This window comes from Bacillus massilinigeriensis (genome assembly GCF_900117315.1).
Lineage (GTDB): Bacteria > Bacillota > Bacilli > Bacillales > Cytobacillaceae > Bacillus_BE > Bacillus_BE massilionigeriensis.
This window is the reverse complement of sequence record NZ_LT630337.1, coordinates 2,875,881-2,892,432: the sequence shown is the minus strand read 5'-3', so window position 1 is coordinate 2,892,432 and position 16,552 is coordinate 2,875,881. Positions and strand designations below refer to the sequence as shown.

Here is a 16,552-nt window from a genome sequence, read left to right as displayed (position 1 = left end):
GATATGAAACCACTCTATTTAATCGGTTTTATGGGATCAGGGAAGTCAACCGTTGGTAAGGCCTTAGGGGAACGATGGAAACTAGCTGTGTATGATACAGACGATGAAATTGTAAAAAAGGAAAATAAGAGCATCAATCAAATATTTGAACAAATCGGTGAAGCAGGATTTAGAAAGCTAGAAACTGAAATGCTCTCATCACTACCCATATCGGATTGTATTATTATGACAGGTGGCGGAATTATATTAAAAGAGGAAAATATCGAAATCATGAAGGAAAATGGGGTAGTTATTCTCCTAGAGGCAACCATTGATGAGATACTTAAAAGGCTAGAAAAGGATGAAACTAGGCCATTATTAAAGGGGGAAAAAAAGCAAAATGCTATGGAGCTTTTTGAAAATAGAAAAGCTCAATATTTAGCAGCTGCAGATATGACTATTCAAACCACCTCTAAATCCGTTGAGGAAATTATACAGGAAATCGAAAAGCGATTGAATTTATGAAAAATGGACATACTTGCTAATAAAGAAAGCAGGTGTCTATATGAAAACAAATGATTATGTTAAATACATTACCCAAACATTCGTTCAATATATGGATCAGCCGAAGGAAACTAGAAAAAAAGCACGGGTTGAGCGAAAGGCTGCAAAAGAAACCTTTTTGATGAAATGGTTCGGGATAATACCTTTTGTCATTATTGAAGCGATTAAGAGAAGGAAGTGAGTAGAATCATGCGAAAACTACCCACTTTCTTTTTTTATACGGTGTTAGATTGGTGAAACGGCGAATGATTTTCCATTATATTATTGCACCCTCTGTCAAATAAAATATTCCCCCATTTACAATGGAAATGACAATTTTAGGTTCATATTGCTCCTTTAAAGCTTGTTTTTCTGTATTATAGCTCTCCACTTCCTCTTCCACATCCTCATAAAAATGCTCAAGCAAATTTAAGTCTTTTTTCCACCTTTCACGGGCCTCATCAGCCCAGCTATGTTTCTCATTCTCCAATGCATTAGTGATGTACCTTTCTATGCGGTTCAAACCGCTTTTCGGCATAATCAGTGGTGATAAGGTAAAGGAATAGTCAGGTATTTTGGGTGTAAGGTTTAATTTTAATAATTTTTCATGAAAATCTTCTGTTAATTGTCCGTTGATTAGTTGCAATCCAATCGATTTAAAAATATCCCGTTTCCTATCACATTGATAGGAGATTTTTACATTCATTCCTAGCCATGGTTTCAATGGAATATGGTTATTTGGTGTTGTTTTGTGATTCTCATAAAGGCGAATGTAGCCAGCAAGATTCTTCGTTGACTGAAATATTTGATGAAGCCTAGGGGAACCAAAGTGAACGAGCTCTCCTTTAAAATTTTCTGGTGCTCTTTCTTGATTGGTAATAAGGTTAAGCTTCATGGGATTAGGTATGCCACCGGTTTTCTCAAGGTAATGCCAGTAAAAGGGGCGATTCATCAATTCTTTATCTAACTCGATCGTAAGCTGGACGCACATATGACCCTCCCCGTTTTCGAATATTTCGCACCCATTTGCATGAAAGTAACGCTCAAGAAATTGATGAATTTCCTGCTGCTGCATTGACATCTCCTTCTTTCATTTGTTGAGCAAATGATAGGATGGAAGATAAGTTTTCCATCTTAATTCTCATTTCTCCTTCTGTTGTTGAGTTTCCAAAAATATCATTTAAATGGTCATCGATATTACCAAATTCTAGCTTTGTTAATATATCATCTAGTTCTCCGACAACCTTTTCAAATAAATGGATTTTTTCATACAAAAGCTTAAGTATATGCTCTTCCACGGTATCCTTTGTTGCAAAGTTATAAATAAACACGTCCTTTTCCTGACCAAGTCGGTGAATACGGCCAATTCTCTGCTCTAATCTCATCGGATTCCATGGCAAGTCAAAATTTATGATATGGTTACAAAATTGTAGGTTTATTCCTTCACCACCTGCCTCAGTAGCAATCAAAACCTGGGCATGATTTTTGAATAGCTCACGCATCCAATCCTTTTTTCCCCTTTTAAATCCACCTCTAAACGGTACAGAACTAATCCCATGTTGCTTAAGAAACCATTGCAAATACAGCTGGGTCGCACGATATTCAGTAAATATAATTGCTTTATCATTAATTTGTTTTATTAATTCCAATGCTTTTTCAGCTTTTGAATTTGTCTGAACAGCTTCTACTTTAGAAATTAAGTAATGAATTTGTTTTTCAAAGCGTTCGGATGGTTCCTCCGTTCGCGTCAGCATGTTTTTTAGGGTATAAAAGACGGCCTCCCTACTGCTACATGCTTCACGCTGTAAAGTCATTACAGAGAATTGACTTGAAGTAATCCAGCTCTCCTCATCTCGAAGCTCCATAATAGAATCATACAAATCCCTTTCTTCCTTTGAGAATTCGATTGGAATAGTTTGTACTTGTCTTTTCGTCCATTCGATTCCTGTGTCACTGCGACGATTTCGAATCATCACCTTATTTACAAGTTCCTTCAAATGCTCATCGTCATGTATGGAGCGTGAATCTTTTTTATATTTTTCATAAAAAACGGATTCATTACCTAAATGACCTGGTTTCAGGAGGGAAACTAAATTAAAAATTTCCTCTATTCGATTTTGAATCGGTGTTGCGGTTAATAACAGGCAAAACTTCTTTTTTAAGTTCTGAACAAATTCATAGTTTTTCGTTTTATTATTTTTAAGTTTATGAGCTTCATCGATGATAATTAAGTCATAATTCTGCTGATAAATAATATCTCTATGTGGGTTACGCTTTGCAGTATCAATCGAAGAAACAACGACATCACATTGTTCCCAAACATAGCTTTTTCTTTGAGTAATAGCTGGAATATAGAACTTTGTATTCAGTTCATATGCCCACTGAGTGACAAGGGATGCAGGGACTAAAATGAGAACCTTTTTTACGAGTCCACGTATCATATATTCCTTCAAAATTAACCCTGCCTCTATTGTTTTCCCAAGTCCCACCTCATCAGCTAAAATCGCCTTTCCGTTCATGTTTTCAACCACCTGCTTCGCGACCTCAAGTTGATGTGGAAGAGGGGTTAAATGGGAGAGGTGAAGAGGTGCTTGTAGGCCTTCAAACTCCTCAATGATTGTATGCTTTTCCACTTCAATCGCTAATTTAAATAATTCCCAGTTCCCCCACGGTCCATCATCATCAATCCTTTTCAACAATCCATCCTGCCAGGAGGAGTCAAAAATTATTTCTACGGTCATTTAATATACAGCTCCTTTTCGTACACAAGAAGTAAGAGCAATTGTAGTAAGGGTTATTATTCATATTTCAAATAATTTCGAAATGTTATCGTATATCGATATAAATTTTATTGCCCAATTAAGTTCTAGATGGTAGGATGAAGGTATAAATTTGTCAGATTTATTAATTTTTTTAATTAGTAATTAATAGTATGACCAGTTTGGAAAATTTTATAGACGCGGATGATAATAAGGGGAGAGACTACGCTATGTAGCGCCGAAGGAGCAAGCAAAGTGATTTGTGAATCTCTCAGGCAAAAGAACACTTATTTGACGCAACTCTGGAGAGTGTTTCTTATAAAAGAAACCACCAAAGGGGAAAGCCGTAAGGTAAACTTTCAGGTGACAGGACAGAGATCTTCTCAATAAATTTGAGGGGGTTTTCTGTCTTTTTTTATGTCTTCTGGTAAAAAACAGGAAAAACGGAAGGGGAATCTTGCTGATGGCAGAGCTTAAAAGAACACCAGTATTTGCTGTTTATAAAGAATACGGTGGGAAAACAATTGATTTTGGGGGATGGGAGCTCCCAGTACAATTCTCTAGTATTAAAGAAGAACATATGGCGGTAAGAACTAAAGCTGGACTTTTCGATGTATCCCACATGGGTGAAATTGAAGTTAAAGGCCCCGATAGTCTAATCTACCTGCAAAAAATGATGACAAATGATATATCAAAATTACAGAACGGTGGAGCTCAATATACGGCCATGTGCTATGAAAATGGCGGAACGGTGGATGATCTCCTCGTTTACAAAATCGGAAATGACCATTATCTATTAGTCGTTAATGCCGCAAATATCGAAAAGGATTATAAATGGCTTGAGTCCCATGTCAAAGAGGATGTAACCCTCTTAAACCTCTCTGAAAAAATGGCACAGCTTGCATTACAAGGACCTTTAGCAGAACAAATTTTACAAAAGCTTGTAAAAAATATCGATGTAAGCAAAATTGGAGTTTTTAAATTCCAACAGGAAGTTGATGTAGAAGGAATAAAATCATTAATTTCAAGAACTGGCTACACCGGTGAAGATGGGTTTGAAATATATTGTGATAAGGAAGCAGCCGTTACTCTCTGGAGAAGGATTTTAGAAGTAGGTAGTGATGACGGCGTAATCCCATGTGGTTTAGGTGCAAGAGATACTCTTCGATTTGAAGCGGCCTTAGCCCTTTATGGTCAAGAATTAAGTGCAGATATTTCACCCCTTGAAGCAGGAATCGGTTTTGCTGTAAAGCTAAATAAAGAGGAGGACTTCATTGGAAAAGAAGCTCTAATTAAGCAAAAAGAAACGGGGCTAAAGCGAAAGCTTGTTGGAATTGAAATGATCGACAGAGGTATACCAAGACATGGATATCCAGTATATTTCGGAAATGAATGTATTGGCGAAGTAACCACAGGGACTCAATCACCCACATTAAAGAAAAATATCGGCCTAGCACTAATAAATCTTGCGAATGCAGAAGTTGGACAAGAAATTAGTGTTGAAATACGCGGAAAACGCCTTAAAGCAAAGGTAGTAGCTACGCCTTTTTATAAAAAAAAGAAATAGAGAGGAGAAAACCTAATGAAACATCGCTTTTTACCAGTTACTGAAGCGGATCAGAAAGAAATGCTAAAAACAATTGGTGTTTCTGAAATAAATGACCTTTTTAGTGATATTCCTGAAAAGGTTCGATTTAAGGGAGAGTATAAAATAAAGCCAGCAAAATCTGAATCGGCTCTTATGAAAGAGTTAACTGCGCTTGCTGAGAAAAATGCAGACTTAATATCAAATAGTTCCTTTTTAGGGGCTGGAGTTTATGACCATTATATCCCTGTCATTGTCGACCATGTTCTATCTCGTTCAGAGTTTTATACAGCCTATACTCCATATCAGCCGGAAATTTCACAAGGGGAGCTCCAAGCCATTTTTGAATTTCAAACCATGATTTGTGAGTTAACAGGAATGGATGTTGCAAACTCTTCCATGTACGATGGAGGAACGGCTTTAGCAGAAGCAGGGATGCTCAGCACAGGTCAAACGAAACGGAAAAAAATACTTATTTCAAGCTTAGTCCATCCGGAAGCAAAAGATGTGGTAAAAACCTATGCAAAGGGACAAAGAATTGAGATTCAAGAAATTCCACATGTAAATGGTGTAACCGATGTTGAGGCATTAAAGGAATTAATAAACGATGAAATAGCAGCAGTCATGGTGCAATATCCAAATTTCTATGGAAGAATTGAACCATTGAAGGACCTAGAAGAAATCATTCATGCCCACAAAGCGTTGTTTGTTGTTTCAAGCAATCCACTATCTTTAGGTGTATTAACGCCTCCTGGAAAGCTTGGTGCAGACATTGTTGTTGGTGATGCTCAACCATTCGGAATCCCAACTGCCTTCGGTGGACCACATTGTGGATATTTTGCCGTTACCCAGAAGCTCATGAGAAAGGTTCCAGGGCGACTGGTTGGCCAAACGACAGATGAGGAAGGACAGCGCGGTTTTGTTTTAACACTTCAAGCACGTGAACAGCATATACGTCGTGATAAAGCGACATCAAATATTTGTTCGAATCAAGCCTTAAATGCACTAGCTGCTTCCGTTGCGATGACTGCTCTTGGAAAACAAGGTGTAAAGGCTATGGCCACTAGCAATATTCAAAAAGCGAATTACGCAAGGAAAGCATTTAAGAATGCAGGATTTGAAATGGCCTTTGAAGGACCGTGCTTCAATGAATTTGTTGTAAAGTTAAGCCGTCCAGTTAAGGAAGTTAATAAAGTTTTATTAGATAAAGGAATTATTGGCGGGTACGATCTTGGACAGGATGATGAGAATTTGTCCAATCATATGCTCATTTGTGTAACAGAATTAAGAACAAGAGAAGAGATTGATACTTTTGTGAAAGAAATGGGGGATATCCATGCATAAAAAAGATCAGCCACTTATTTTTGAACTTAGTAAACCAGGTCGAATTGGCTTTAGTCTTCCAGAAATGGATGTTCCAGAAGTAGGTCTTGATGAGCTGTTACCAAGTGAGTACAGACGGAGTGAAGAAGCAGAATTACCAGAAGTATCTGAGCTTGATATCATGCGCCATTACACCGCTTTATCAAGACGGAACCATGGTGTTGATTCAGGTTTCTATCCTCTTGGATCATGTACCATGAAATATAATCCAAAGATTAATGAAAATATGGCGCGACTGAATGGTTTTGCTCATCTTCATCCACTGCAGGATGAATCTTCTGTACAAGGGGCTCTTGAATTATTGTACGACCTAAAGGAGCATCTTATAGAAATTACCGGTATGGATGAAGTTACCCTACAACCAGCCGCAGGAGCGCATGGTGAATGGACGGGGCTAATGCTTATCCGTGCATTTCATGAAGCAAACGGTGATATGAAACGAACCAAGGTAATTGTTCCAGACTCAGCGCATGGAACCAATCCTGCATCGGCAACTGTTGCTGGCTTTGAGACGGTAACGGTTAAATCAAATGAGGATGGGCTAGTAGATTTAGAAGATTTACAAAAGGTTGTTGGAGAAGATACTGCCGCATTAATGCTTACAAATCCAAATACCTTGGGACTATTTGAAGAAAATATTTTAGAAGTCGCAGAAATCGTGCATGCTGCAGGTGGAAAGCTATATTATGATGGAGCTAACCTAAATGCTGTATTGTCTAAGGCAAGACCAGGAGACATGGGATTTGACGTGGTTCATTTAAACCTTCATAAAACATTTACTGGTCCACATGGTGGCGGCGGTCCAGGGTCAGGACCGGTTGGGGTGAAAATGGAAATGATTCCTTTCCTTCCAAAGCCCGTTATTGTGAAAAAGGGTGAGGGATTTGCTCTTGATTATGATCGACCACAATCCATTGGACGAGTTAAGCCTTATTATGGAAACTTTGGAATCAATGTGAGGGCATACACCTATATTCGTTCCATGGGTCCAGACGGTTTAAAGGCTGTTACTGAAAATGCAGTCTTAAATGCAAATTACATGATGAGAAGATTGGCAGATTATTATGACCTACCATTTGATAAGCATTGCAAGCATGAATTTGTATTAAGTGGAAAACGACAAAAAAAATTGGGTGTTCGAACACTTGATATTGCAAAACGACTTTTAGATTTTGGTTATCATCCACCTACTATTTACTTCCCGCTCAATGTCGAAGAATGTATGATGATTGAGCCAACTGAGACAGAGTCAAAAGAGACGCTCGATGCTTTTATTGAGGCGATGATTCAAATTGCGAAGGAAGTAGAAGAAAATCCGGAAATTGTTCAAGAAGCCCCTCATACAACTGTTATTGGAAGATTGGATGAAACAACAGCAGCAAGAAAACCAGTTTTACGTTATCAAAAATAATAGCAAAAAAAGGCCTTGCAACTTGCAAGGCCTTTTTATGAGCAGATTATTTTTTGGATTTAACCTTTCCAGTCCAGCCTTTAAATCCACCTTTAAGGTGAGAAAGGTTTTTATAACCTCTACGATAAAGAAACTGAGCTGCACGACCACTTCTAACTCCGTTTTGACAATATAAATAAACAGGCAGATCAGGACGTATTTCCTTTAGTCGCATTTTCATCTGGGATAAAGGAATGTTTCTAGCCCCTAAAATATGACCTGCATCGAATTCATTAGGTTCACGGACGTCAATCAATTGTGCCTTTCGGTAGCCTTCTTTAAATTGTTCCTCTGTAAGTTTTTTAACCATTTTCTTTTGAGACAACCAGTTCGCAGTTAAGTAGGCAATAATTGCAATAACTACGATTAGAAGGATTTTAAGTGTTCCCATGATAGATCTCCTTTCAAACAAACTACACTTTTCTATTATATAAGCCTTTTTTCATATGAGCAAAGGAAATAAAAAAAATATATACCAAGTTCTTCTTACTTTGTTTTTTTTATGAATTTTGATAGACTATAGAGCACTAATTTATCAATTTATTAGAGAGGTTTTTATTTTGGAAAAAGAAAAATGGTTGTTTATCGATTCGGGTAACTGCTCTCCCTTTTACAATATGGCTCTCGATGAAGCGCTTCTAGACTGGCATAGTCATGGTGAAATACCTCCCATTATTCGATTTTACGGTTGGGATCCTCCAACTTTATCTATTGGATATTTTCAAAAGGTTGAAAAAGAAATAAATTTAGAAGCTGTAAAACAAAATAATCTCGGTTTTGTCCGGCGACCAACCGGGGGCAGAGGGGTTCTTCATGATCATGAGCTCACGTACAGTGTCATTGTAACGGAAGAGCATCCGAACATGCCTAAAACCGTCACAGAGGCCTACAAGGTTATATCGGAAGGGATTTTAAGAGGATTTCAAAATTTAGGCTTGGATGCTTATTTTGCTGTTCCAAAAACAGATCAGGAAAAGGATGCTTTAAAGAGTCCCAAATCTGCTGTTTGCTTTGACGCCCCAAGCTGGTATGAGTTAGTTGTGGAGGGAAGAAAGGTGGCAGGGAGTGCACAAACAAGACAAAAGGGTGTTATTCTCCAGCATGGATCAATTTTATTAGATTTGGATGAGGAAAAGCTTTTTAGTTTATTTAACTATCCAAATGAGCAAGTAAGAGAGAGAATGCAAAAGGGATTTAAAGATAAGGCCATTGCTATTAATGATTTAAGTTCAAGAAGAATTGAAATAGGAGAGGCGAAAATTGCTTTCAAAAAAGGATTTGAAGAGGGGCTAAATCTGGAGCTGGAGCCGTATGTCTTAACGAAGGAACAAAACATATACGTCCATAAATTAGCAAAAGAAAAATATGAAAATGAAGATTGGAACTTTAAAAGATAAAGCGGCAATTGCTGCTTTTTATTTTTTGGTTAAAGCTCATGGAACGGAAATCAACATGAGCTAGTTTAAAAGAGCTTCTTTTTAAAAATTTTTATCTTATAGACTTTTTTCCTAGGGATGGGAAATTGCAAGCTTCGAAATTTGTTAAATTTTATTGTTTTTTGGCGAAAAACCACAAAAAACTCTATTATTCTATCCTTTTTAGGAAAAATGAAGTTTGACAAAATAAAATTTTTTTGAATCAAACACAATATGTAGTGGTTTAAGTAATATTTACAATACTATATATTGATTTCGGATATTTGGTATGGTAACTTTAGGTTATATCATTTTGACAACTAGAGAATTAATAGTTTTTGCACAAATGTTACTAGTTTTGAATTAAAAGGAGTGTAACCAAATGTCTGTTGCGTTAGGACGAAAAATGAATATCGATGTAGAGCGTTTGAATGAGGATATCCGCTTATTTCCCCAAGTTCACCCAATTACACCTGATATGACCTTAACTCACAAAGGAGTTTCTAGATTAGTTATGCTTGACCGTTATACCTTTAAGGATACGGAAAAAATCACTTTATCAGAAGGGGACTTCGTAGTTCTGACAATTAAAGAGGATCCAAAATTCCCTGCTAGAGGTTTAGGATACATCCTAAGCATCGATTGGGAGAAAAAAATCGCAAATGTTCTGGTTGAGGAAGAGTATCGAGGATCTCTAGAACACCCAGAAGAAGTGAAGTCTGGGATTATTAAACGCTCTCTTGATGTAATTGAAAAACCTTTGGAAATATATTACGAACAAATAGCTAAGCGAAACGCGACAGGACTCGCATCTGTGGAAAAGACAGAAGAAAAGAGAAATGAATGGTTTGAAAAGTTCTATGAAGAATTAGTAAACTTAAATTTTATTCCTGCCGGACGTGTACTTTATGGAGCAGGTGCCAATACAGATGTTACTTACTTTAACTGCTATGTCATGCCTTTTGTTCAGGATTCACGTGAAGGAATCTCTGAGCATCGTAAGCAAGTCATGGAAATAATGAGCCGTGGAGGCGGAGTGGGAACGAATGGTTCTACATTACGACCACGTAATACCCTTGCAAAAGGTGTAAATGGAAAATCATCAGGATCTGTTTCCTGGCTGGATGATATCGCTAAGCTGACACATTTAGTAGAACAAGGTGGCTCAAGACGTGGAGCACAAATGATTATGCTTGCCGATTGGCATCCTGATATAGTTGAATTCATCATTTCAAAAATGCAAAATCCAAGAATTTTACGATTTTTGTTAGATAATACAACCGATTACACGATAAGAAAATATGCAAAAGAAAAGTTGAAATTCACACCACTTACTGAACAAGAAATCACAATGTATAAAGGAATAACCAATTTTAAACAGATTCCAGGTTACGGTGGTTTTACAGAGGCCATCATAGCCGAGGCAGAGGAAAAGCTGGAGGAAGGCGGAAACTATACCGTCCACAACCCAGAATTTCTGACAGGTGCGAATATTTCTATCTGTTTAACAAAGGAATTTATGGATGCCGTTGAAAACGATGAGGAATATGAGCTCCGTTTCCCAGATGTTGAAGGCTATGATGCTGAGGAAATGAAAATATACAATGAAGAATGGCATAAATACGGAGATGTACGCGAATGGGAGAAAATGGGTCATAAAGTTCGTGTATATCGAAGAATCAAAGCAAAAGAACTATGGAATTTAATTAATATATGTGCAACCTATTCGGCTGAACCAGGTATTTTCTTTATTGACAATGCCAATGACATGACAAATGCAAAGGCCTATGGTCAAAGCGTTGTGGCAACAAACCCTTGTGGAGAACAGCCCCTTGCACCATATTCCGTTTGTAACTTGGCTGCTGTTAACCTTGCCGAAATGGCTAATAAAGAAACAAAAACCGTTGATTTTGAAAAATTAGCACGTACCGTTGAAGTAGGAGTAAGAATGCAAGATAACGTGATTGAAGCAACTCCATACTTCCTAGATGAAAATAAAAGACAAGCACTTGGGGAGCGACGTGTTGGCCTCGGTGTGATGGGACTGCATGATCTTCTTATTTATTGTGAAACAGAGTATGGCTCTGAAGAAGGAAATCGTTTAGTCGACAAGGTATTTGAAACGATCGCTACAACAGCCTATCGCGAATCCATCAAATTAGCTAAAGAAAAAGGAAGCTTTCCATTCTTAACTGGTGAAACAGAAACAGAAACGAATCGACTACGTGAAGCCTTTATCTCAACCGGATACATGAAGAAAATGCCAGAAGATATTAGGCAATCGATTTTAGAAAATGGTATAAGAAACTCTCACCTACTCACAGTTGCTCCTACTGGTAGCACTGGAACAATGGTTGGTGTAAGTACGGGCCTTGAGCCATATTTCTCCTTCTCTTATTTCAGAAGTGGCCGTTTAGGGAAGTTTATTGAGGTAAAAGCAGACATTGTTCAAGAATATCTAGATCAAAATCCAGAGGCAGATGAAAATAATCTTCCACATTGGTTTATTACGGCTATGGAATTAGAACCAGAAGCACACGCTGATGTTCAATGTGTGATTCAGCGTTGGATTGACAGTTCAATTAGTAAAACAGTTAACGCACCGAAGGGTTACAGCGTAGAACAGGTGGAAAAGGTGTATGAACGACTATATCGCGGTGGTGCTAAAGGTGGTACAGTCTATGTAGATGGTTCTCGTGATAGCCAGGTTCTAACCCTTAAAGCAGAAGAAAACAAAATCGATGAACATCCTCATCATGTAGAGAAGCAAAAACAACATGTGGTATTGGTGGATACGATCAGCGATCTTCGTTCCACAGACGTAACCATTGGTTCGGAAGTAGGAAATACCTGTCCGATATGCCGAAAGGGGAAAGTGAAGGAAATCGGCGGATGTAACACATGTGATAACTGTAATGCTCAACTAAAATGTGGATTATAATTTACTTTGATAGGGACAGAATTCATTTTCTGTCTCTTTTTTCGTCAAAAATGAAATACATTCATACAAAAAAACTACACACATAAAAATTAATGACTTGTCTATCGTACTATTTTTCATATGTTGCGCTTAGTATGTATCAAATGTCTTTTAAGGAGTGCTCATATGAATATAGACGGTGTTTTTTCTGGAGGAGGCATAAAAGGGTTTGCACTAATAGGAGCTTATGAAGAGATAGAAAAAAGAGGATTTCAGTTTCAGCGTGTAGCAGGTACTAGTGCAGGAGCCATCATTGCTGCTCTCATCGCCGCAAAATATTCAAGTCAGGAAATCTATAAAATGATGAATGAGCTGGATTTAAAAAGATTCCTCGATAAAAGATATCCACTCCTCCATTTTTCTGTCTTAAAGTGGATTAATCTATACTGGAGATTAGGTCTATATAAGGGGAATGAATTGGAAAGTTGGTTAGCAGAAAAACTAGCTGCTAAGGGTGTCCATCATTTTTCAGATTTGCCTCCAAAAGCCTTACGTGTCATTGCCTCTGATTTAACAAACGGACGCCTGATTGTTTTGCCTGATGATTTGGAGAAATTAGGAATCAATCCTCATACTTTTTCTGTGGCAAAAGCTATTCGAATGAGCTGCAGTCTTCCGTATTTCTTTGAGCCGGTCAAGCTTTTTTCACCTAATGGTACGAGTATCATTGTGGATGGAGGAGTATTAAGTAACTTTCCAATGTGGCTTTTTGATAAAGAAAATGTAAAAAAAGAGAGACCTGTTCTCGGAATAAGGCTAAGCCCAATAATTGGTGAAAAACAACAAAACGATATATCAAACGCAATTAAGCTGTTTGAAGCTCTTTTTATCACGATGAAGGATGCTCATGATGCAAGATATATCTCCAGAAAGCATGAAAGAAATATTATCTTTATTCCAACCAAAGGAGTGCGCGCAACAGAATTTGGATTAACAGAAGAAAATAAGAGGGAATTAATGAATTTAGGGAGGGAAAGTGCAAAGATATTTTTTAATAAATGGAGCTATTAATCATGGGATCAAATAATGGGAGATAGGAGTTGACGTGAAATTTGTTCATAGTGGCTAACAAAAAACCGAGCTTTAAAATGAAGCCCGGTTTTTTTTCTTTCCTTTTTTTCCTTCAATAACAGTTAAATGAGAAGCTGATTTACTTTTCACCTTTTTAGGTTTTTTAGTAGATAATGAGCTATTTGTATACATTTTTTTACTAGGTTCCTTGCGGTTAAATCTTTTCTGTGATTTTTTTGCAGCCTTACGAAACGCTTGTTGCTCTCTATTTTTGGGAACAGCTCTATTCATTAGTAGGCGACGAACTATCAAATAAACAACGAACCCAATGATTAAAAAAGCGACAATATTTATTAGAACTTGTAATGGATCCTCAATTAGGTTACCAATAATCCCAATAGCGGCAAGGGTAATAAGAGTTGTTACGATAATGGTAGAAGTTCGATATTTCAAGAAAGCCACCTCCCTAAGAGCATGATAAGCATAAAACGTATTTTTTAAACTTAGCAACTTACTTTTTAGATGATTTCTTCAATTGTAGAGCTCTGTTCAGTTTCGTTTTCTTTCCTTAACAGTTCCTTAAAGGATAATATGGCAACTTCGACTTGGTCATCAGTTGGTTCCTTTGTTGTTAAAAGCTGGAGCCATAGCCCAGGATATCCTAGATATTTTAACACGGGAACCTCTCTAACCTTATTCGTAAGTTGAAGGACCTCGAACGATACGCCTAGGACAACAGGGATTAGGGCAAGTCGATTAAGAATCCTAACCCAAAGTGGGTCAGTTGGCACAAACATATAAATAAATAATCCGACAACGACAGTAAAGAGGATAAAACTACTGCCACAACGATAATGTAATCGTGAGTGAGCTTGAACATTTTCCACGGTTAACTCTTTTCCTGCTTCAAAAGTGTTAATGACTTTATGTTCTGCACCATGGTATTGAAAAACTCTCTTTATTATTGGTGTCATCGATACAAAATAAATGTAGCAAAATAATAATACAAGTTTAAAAAAGCTTTCAATGAGAATTTGACTTAGATCGCTTGAGAAAATCGGCTTGGTGAGGACTGCTAAAAAAACAGGAACTAAGGTGAAAATAAATTTTCCAAAGAGAAAAGAAAGTACGCCAATTGTTGCTACACCAAGTATCATGGCTAATTTTGTAGGTTGCTGCTCCTGTATCTGGCTATCGTCTTCCGGATCAACATCATATCGTTCCGTTGAGAAATTTAAATGCTTTGCTCCGGTTGCACTCGATTGAATAATGGCAACGATCCCTCTTAAAAATGGAATCTTTTTTAATGCTGTCAACCCATTGTTTGCTTCTCTTGGGAGGTAGAAATAATCTACAGTACGATCCTTCCTGCGAATAGCTGTAACCGTATGGTGTTTTCCACCAAACATTACACCCTCAACCACTGCTTGACCTCCATAATTGGGTCTTGGATTTTTTTCCATTTATGCTAACACCAACCTATATCAATTTTATTCTTCGATGTATGAGCGAAGGGATAATATTCAAGCCATACTTGAACTTGGCCGATTACCATCTCCAAAGGAAATGTCATCAATCATGCGCACCATGTCCAACCTGAAAACTATTATACATCTAATTTTATTTTACTAAATATTCTTTAAAACCTCTAGAGGGGAGTATCAGGAATCATTTGTTTTTAATAAATAGAAAAGATGATTCTAAATGGTAATCAAGAATTGCTGTGGACATACTAAAAATGGAGGTGTTGAAAATGGAACAGGATAAAGAATTAGAACAAAACAAACGAGAAGAACCAATGTCATTTATCACGATGGTCATTATTACCGGGCTTTTTGGAGGTATATTTTGGAGCGGGATAGCCTATCTAGCTTATGTTTTTCATTTTACAGCAATTCGCCCTAATATTGTATTAGAGCCATGGGCGCTTGGAAGTTGGAAAAATGGATGGTTGGGAACTGTAATTTCAATCCTATTTATCGGTCTTTTTTCCATTGTAGCTTCCCTTATTTATTATGTTGCGTTAAGGAAGTTTAAAGGTCTTTGGGTTGGTGCAATTTATGGAATATTATTATTTCTGCTCGTCTTTTTCATATTAAATCCGCTTTTCCCAGGAATGGACCCATTTAATAAGCTTGGAAAAACCACCATTGTAACTTCCGTTTGTTTTTATATTTTATTTGGTACCTTTGTAGGGTATTCAATTTCTTTTGAAGAAAATGAAATTAGAAACCGAAAAAAACGGGTATCGACCACCTAGCAAACAGTGGTTGACTTAAAAAGGAATATGGTAGAATATTCATATTGGTAATACAATGAGTATTAAGGTTATTATTAATTATAGACATCATGAAACATTAAAGGAGAGAGGATTTTGAATAAACTACAAAAATTACGCGATCGATTTGAAAGCAATGGAATTGATGGAATTTTAATAACTAGTCCTTATAATCGACGATATATTTCCAATTTTACAGGGACTGCAGGTGTTGTTTTAATCAGCAATGATAAGGCCTTATTTATCACAGATTTTCGTTATGTCGAACAAGCTACCAAACAATGTGAAGGGTTCGAAGTGGTTAAACAACAAGTAACCATGCTTGAAGAAATTGCTAGCCAAGTGAAAAACCTAGGAATAAAAAGGCTTGGATTTGAACAGGATTATGTCACTTTTTCTGAATATAAATCCTATGAAAAAGAAGTGAAGGCTGAATTTGTTCCTGTTTCCGAATTGGTAGAAAAGTTACGCTTGATTAAGACTGACTCAGAGATTAAGATATTAAAGGAAGCAGCGAATATCGCAGATGCTGCATTTACACATATTTTAAATTTCATTCGCCCTGGAGTAACAGAGCTTGAGGTCTCGAATGAGTTGGAGTTCTTTATGAGAGAGGCTGGAGCAACATCATCTTCCTTCGATACAATTGTTGCATCAGGCTATCGTTCTGCTCTTCCACATGGTGTGGCAAGTAACAAAATCATTGAATCTGGTGACTTTGTTACATTAGATTATGGTGCATACTATCAGGGTTATGCATCTGATATCACTCGCACCGTTGCCGTTGGGGAGCCTAATGAAAAGCTTAAGGAAATTTATCAAATTGTCTTTGAAGCTCAAAAAAGAGGAGTAGAAGGAATTAAACCAGGAATGAGTGGAAGAGAGTCAGACGCTCTTACAAGAGATTACATATCAGAAAAAGGTTATGGTGAATATTTTGGACATTCCACAGGTCATGGAATTGGACTGGAAATCCATGAGGGTCCAGCCCTAGCAATGAGATCTGATATTATCCTTGAACCTGGAATGGTTGTAACATGTGAACCAGGTATTTACATTCCAGATCTCGGTGGAGTTCGAATTGAAGATGATCTGTTAATCACGAATAATCATAATGAATTGCTAACGCACTCAGCAAAAGAACTTATTATTCTTTAAAATATTAGGAG

Annotated in this window: 15 protein-coding genes and 1 riboswitch; of the genes, 10 read left to right on the top strand and 5 right to left on the bottom strand. The window is 37.2% G+C overall.

Annotation, left to right across the window (positions count from 1 at the left end; genetic code table 11):
* The first annotated feature begins 3 nt into the window (after nt 1-3).
* Nucleotides 4-504: a shikimate kinase gene (locus BQ6100_RS14410; protein ID WP_075982287.1), complete on the top strand. Its 501-nt coding sequence runs from the start codon at nt 4-6 to the stop codon at nt 502-504.
* Between the two features lie 40 nt (nt 505-544).
* The gene (locus BQ6100_RS14405) at nt 545-724 is read left to right on the top strand and encodes a YqzE family protein (protein ID WP_075982286.1); all 180 of its coding nucleotides are present in this window, start codon (nt 545-547) and stop codon (nt 722-724) included.
* A 75-nt stretch (nt 725-799) separates the two neighbouring features.
* Here BQ6100_RS14405 and BQ6100_RS14400 read toward each other — a convergent pair whose 3' ends face one another.
* Together BQ6100_RS14400 and BQ6100_RS14395 are read right to left on the bottom strand one after the other, a co-directional pair.
* Nucleotides 800-1,597: a YqhG family protein gene (locus tag BQ6100_RS14400; protein ID WP_075982285.1), complete on the bottom strand. Its 798-nt coding sequence runs from the start codon at nt 1,595-1,597 to the stop codon at nt 800-802.
* The gene (locus BQ6100_RS14395; protein WP_075982284.1) at nt 1,566-3,263 is read right to left on the bottom strand and encodes a DEAD/DEAH box helicase; all 1,698 of its coding nucleotides are present in this window, start codon (nt 3,261-3,263) and stop codon (nt 1,566-1,568) included. Before BQ6100_RS14395 ends, BQ6100_RS14400 begins: the two co-directional genes overlap by 32 nt.
* A gap of 222 nt (nt 3,264-3,485) precedes the next feature.
* Nucleotides 3,486-3,578, top strand: a riboswitch (glycine riboswitch).
* 166 nt (nt 3,579-3,744) lie between these two features.
* Here BQ6100_RS14395 and gcvT point away from each other — a divergent pair.
* From gcvT to gcvPB, 3 genes are read left to right on the top strand one after another with little or no spacing between them, the layout of a single operon-like run.
* The gene (gcvT, locus tag BQ6100_RS14390) at nt 3,745-4,848 is read left to right on the top strand and encodes a glycine cleavage system aminomethyltransferase GcvT (RefSeq protein ID WP_075982283.1); all 1,104 of its coding nucleotides are present in this window, start codon (nt 3,745-3,747) and stop codon (nt 4,846-4,848) included.
* A 15-nt stretch (nt 4,849-4,863) separates the two neighbouring features.
* Nucleotides 4,864-6,210 carry an aminomethyl-transferring glycine dehydrogenase subunit GcvPA gene (gene gcvPA, locus BQ6100_RS14385; RefSeq protein ID WP_075982282.1) on the top strand — a complete coding sequence of 449 codons (1,347 nt, stop codon included), beginning with the start codon at nt 4,864-4,866 and terminating at the stop codon, nt 6,208-6,210.
* Nucleotides 6,203-7,660: an aminomethyl-transferring glycine dehydrogenase subunit GcvPB gene (gene gcvPB / locus BQ6100_RS14380; protein ID WP_075982281.1), complete on the top strand. Its 1,458-nt coding sequence runs from the start codon at nt 6,203-6,205 to the stop codon at nt 7,658-7,660. The genes gcvPA and gcvPB overlap by 8 nt, the downstream gene beginning before the upstream one ends.
* Before the next feature lie 46 nt (nt 7,661-7,706).
* Here gcvPB and BQ6100_RS14375 read toward each other — a convergent pair whose 3' ends face one another.
* Nucleotides 7,707-8,090, bottom strand: a complete 384-nt coding sequence (locus BQ6100_RS14375; protein WP_075982280.1) for a rhodanese-like domain-containing protein — start codon at nt 8,088-8,090, stop codon at nt 7,707-7,709.
* Between the two features lie 169 nt (nt 8,091-8,259).
* On the opposite strand from BQ6100_RS14375, the gene BQ6100_RS14370 reads away from it, so the two are divergent.
* From BQ6100_RS14370 to BQ6100_RS14360, 3 genes are all read left to right on the top strand, one after another.
* Nucleotides 8,260-9,096, top strand: coding sequence for a lipoate--protein ligase family protein (locus BQ6100_RS14370; RefSeq protein WP_075982279.1), 837 nt, complete (start codon nt 8,260-8,262; stop codon nt 9,094-9,096).
* Nucleotides 9,097-9,496: 400 nt separating this feature from the next.
* Nucleotides 9,497-12,055 (top strand): vitamin B12-dependent ribonucleotide reductase, encoded by a 2,559-nt coding sequence (locus tag BQ6100_RS14365; RefSeq protein WP_075982278.1) that lies wholly within the window; start codon nt 9,497-9,499, stop codon nt 12,053-12,055.
* Between the two features lie 165 nt (nt 12,056-12,220).
* Nucleotides 12,221-13,105: a patatin-like phospholipase family protein gene (locus BQ6100_RS14360; RefSeq protein WP_075982277.1), complete on the top strand. Its 885-nt coding sequence runs from the start codon at nt 12,221-12,223 to the stop codon at nt 13,103-13,105.
* A 72-nt stretch (nt 13,106-13,177) separates the two neighbouring features.
* Here the strand turns inward: BQ6100_RS14360 and BQ6100_RS14355 are convergent, their stop codons facing one another.
* The gene (locus BQ6100_RS14355) at nt 13,178-13,567 is read right to left on the bottom strand and encodes an SA1362 family protein (RefSeq protein ID WP_235816531.1); all 390 of its coding nucleotides are present in this window, start codon (nt 13,565-13,567) and stop codon (nt 13,178-13,180) included.
* 56 nt (nt 13,568-13,623) lie between these two features.
* On the bottom strand, nt 13,624-14,568 hold the full coding sequence (locus tag BQ6100_RS14350) for a DUF1385 domain-containing protein (RefSeq protein ID WP_075982275.1): 945 nt from the start codon (nt 14,566-14,568) through the stop codon (nt 13,624-13,626).
* A gap of 290 nt (nt 14,569-14,858) precedes the next feature.
* Here BQ6100_RS14350 and BQ6100_RS14345 point away from each other — a divergent pair, with 290 nt between their 5' ends.
* Both BQ6100_RS14345 and BQ6100_RS14340 read left to right on the top strand, forming a co-directional pair.
* The gene (locus BQ6100_RS14345; RefSeq protein WP_075982274.1) at nt 14,859-15,365 is read left to right on the top strand and encodes a YqhR family membrane protein; all 507 of its coding nucleotides are present in this window, start codon (nt 14,859-14,861) and stop codon (nt 15,363-15,365) included.
* A 114-nt stretch (nt 15,366-15,479) separates the two neighbouring features.
* On the top strand, nt 15,480-16,541 hold the full coding sequence (locus BQ6100_RS14340) for a M24 family metallopeptidase (protein WP_075982273.1): 1,062 nt from the start codon (nt 15,480-15,482) through the stop codon (nt 16,539-16,541).
* Nucleotides 16,542-16,552: the final 11 nt, after the last annotated feature.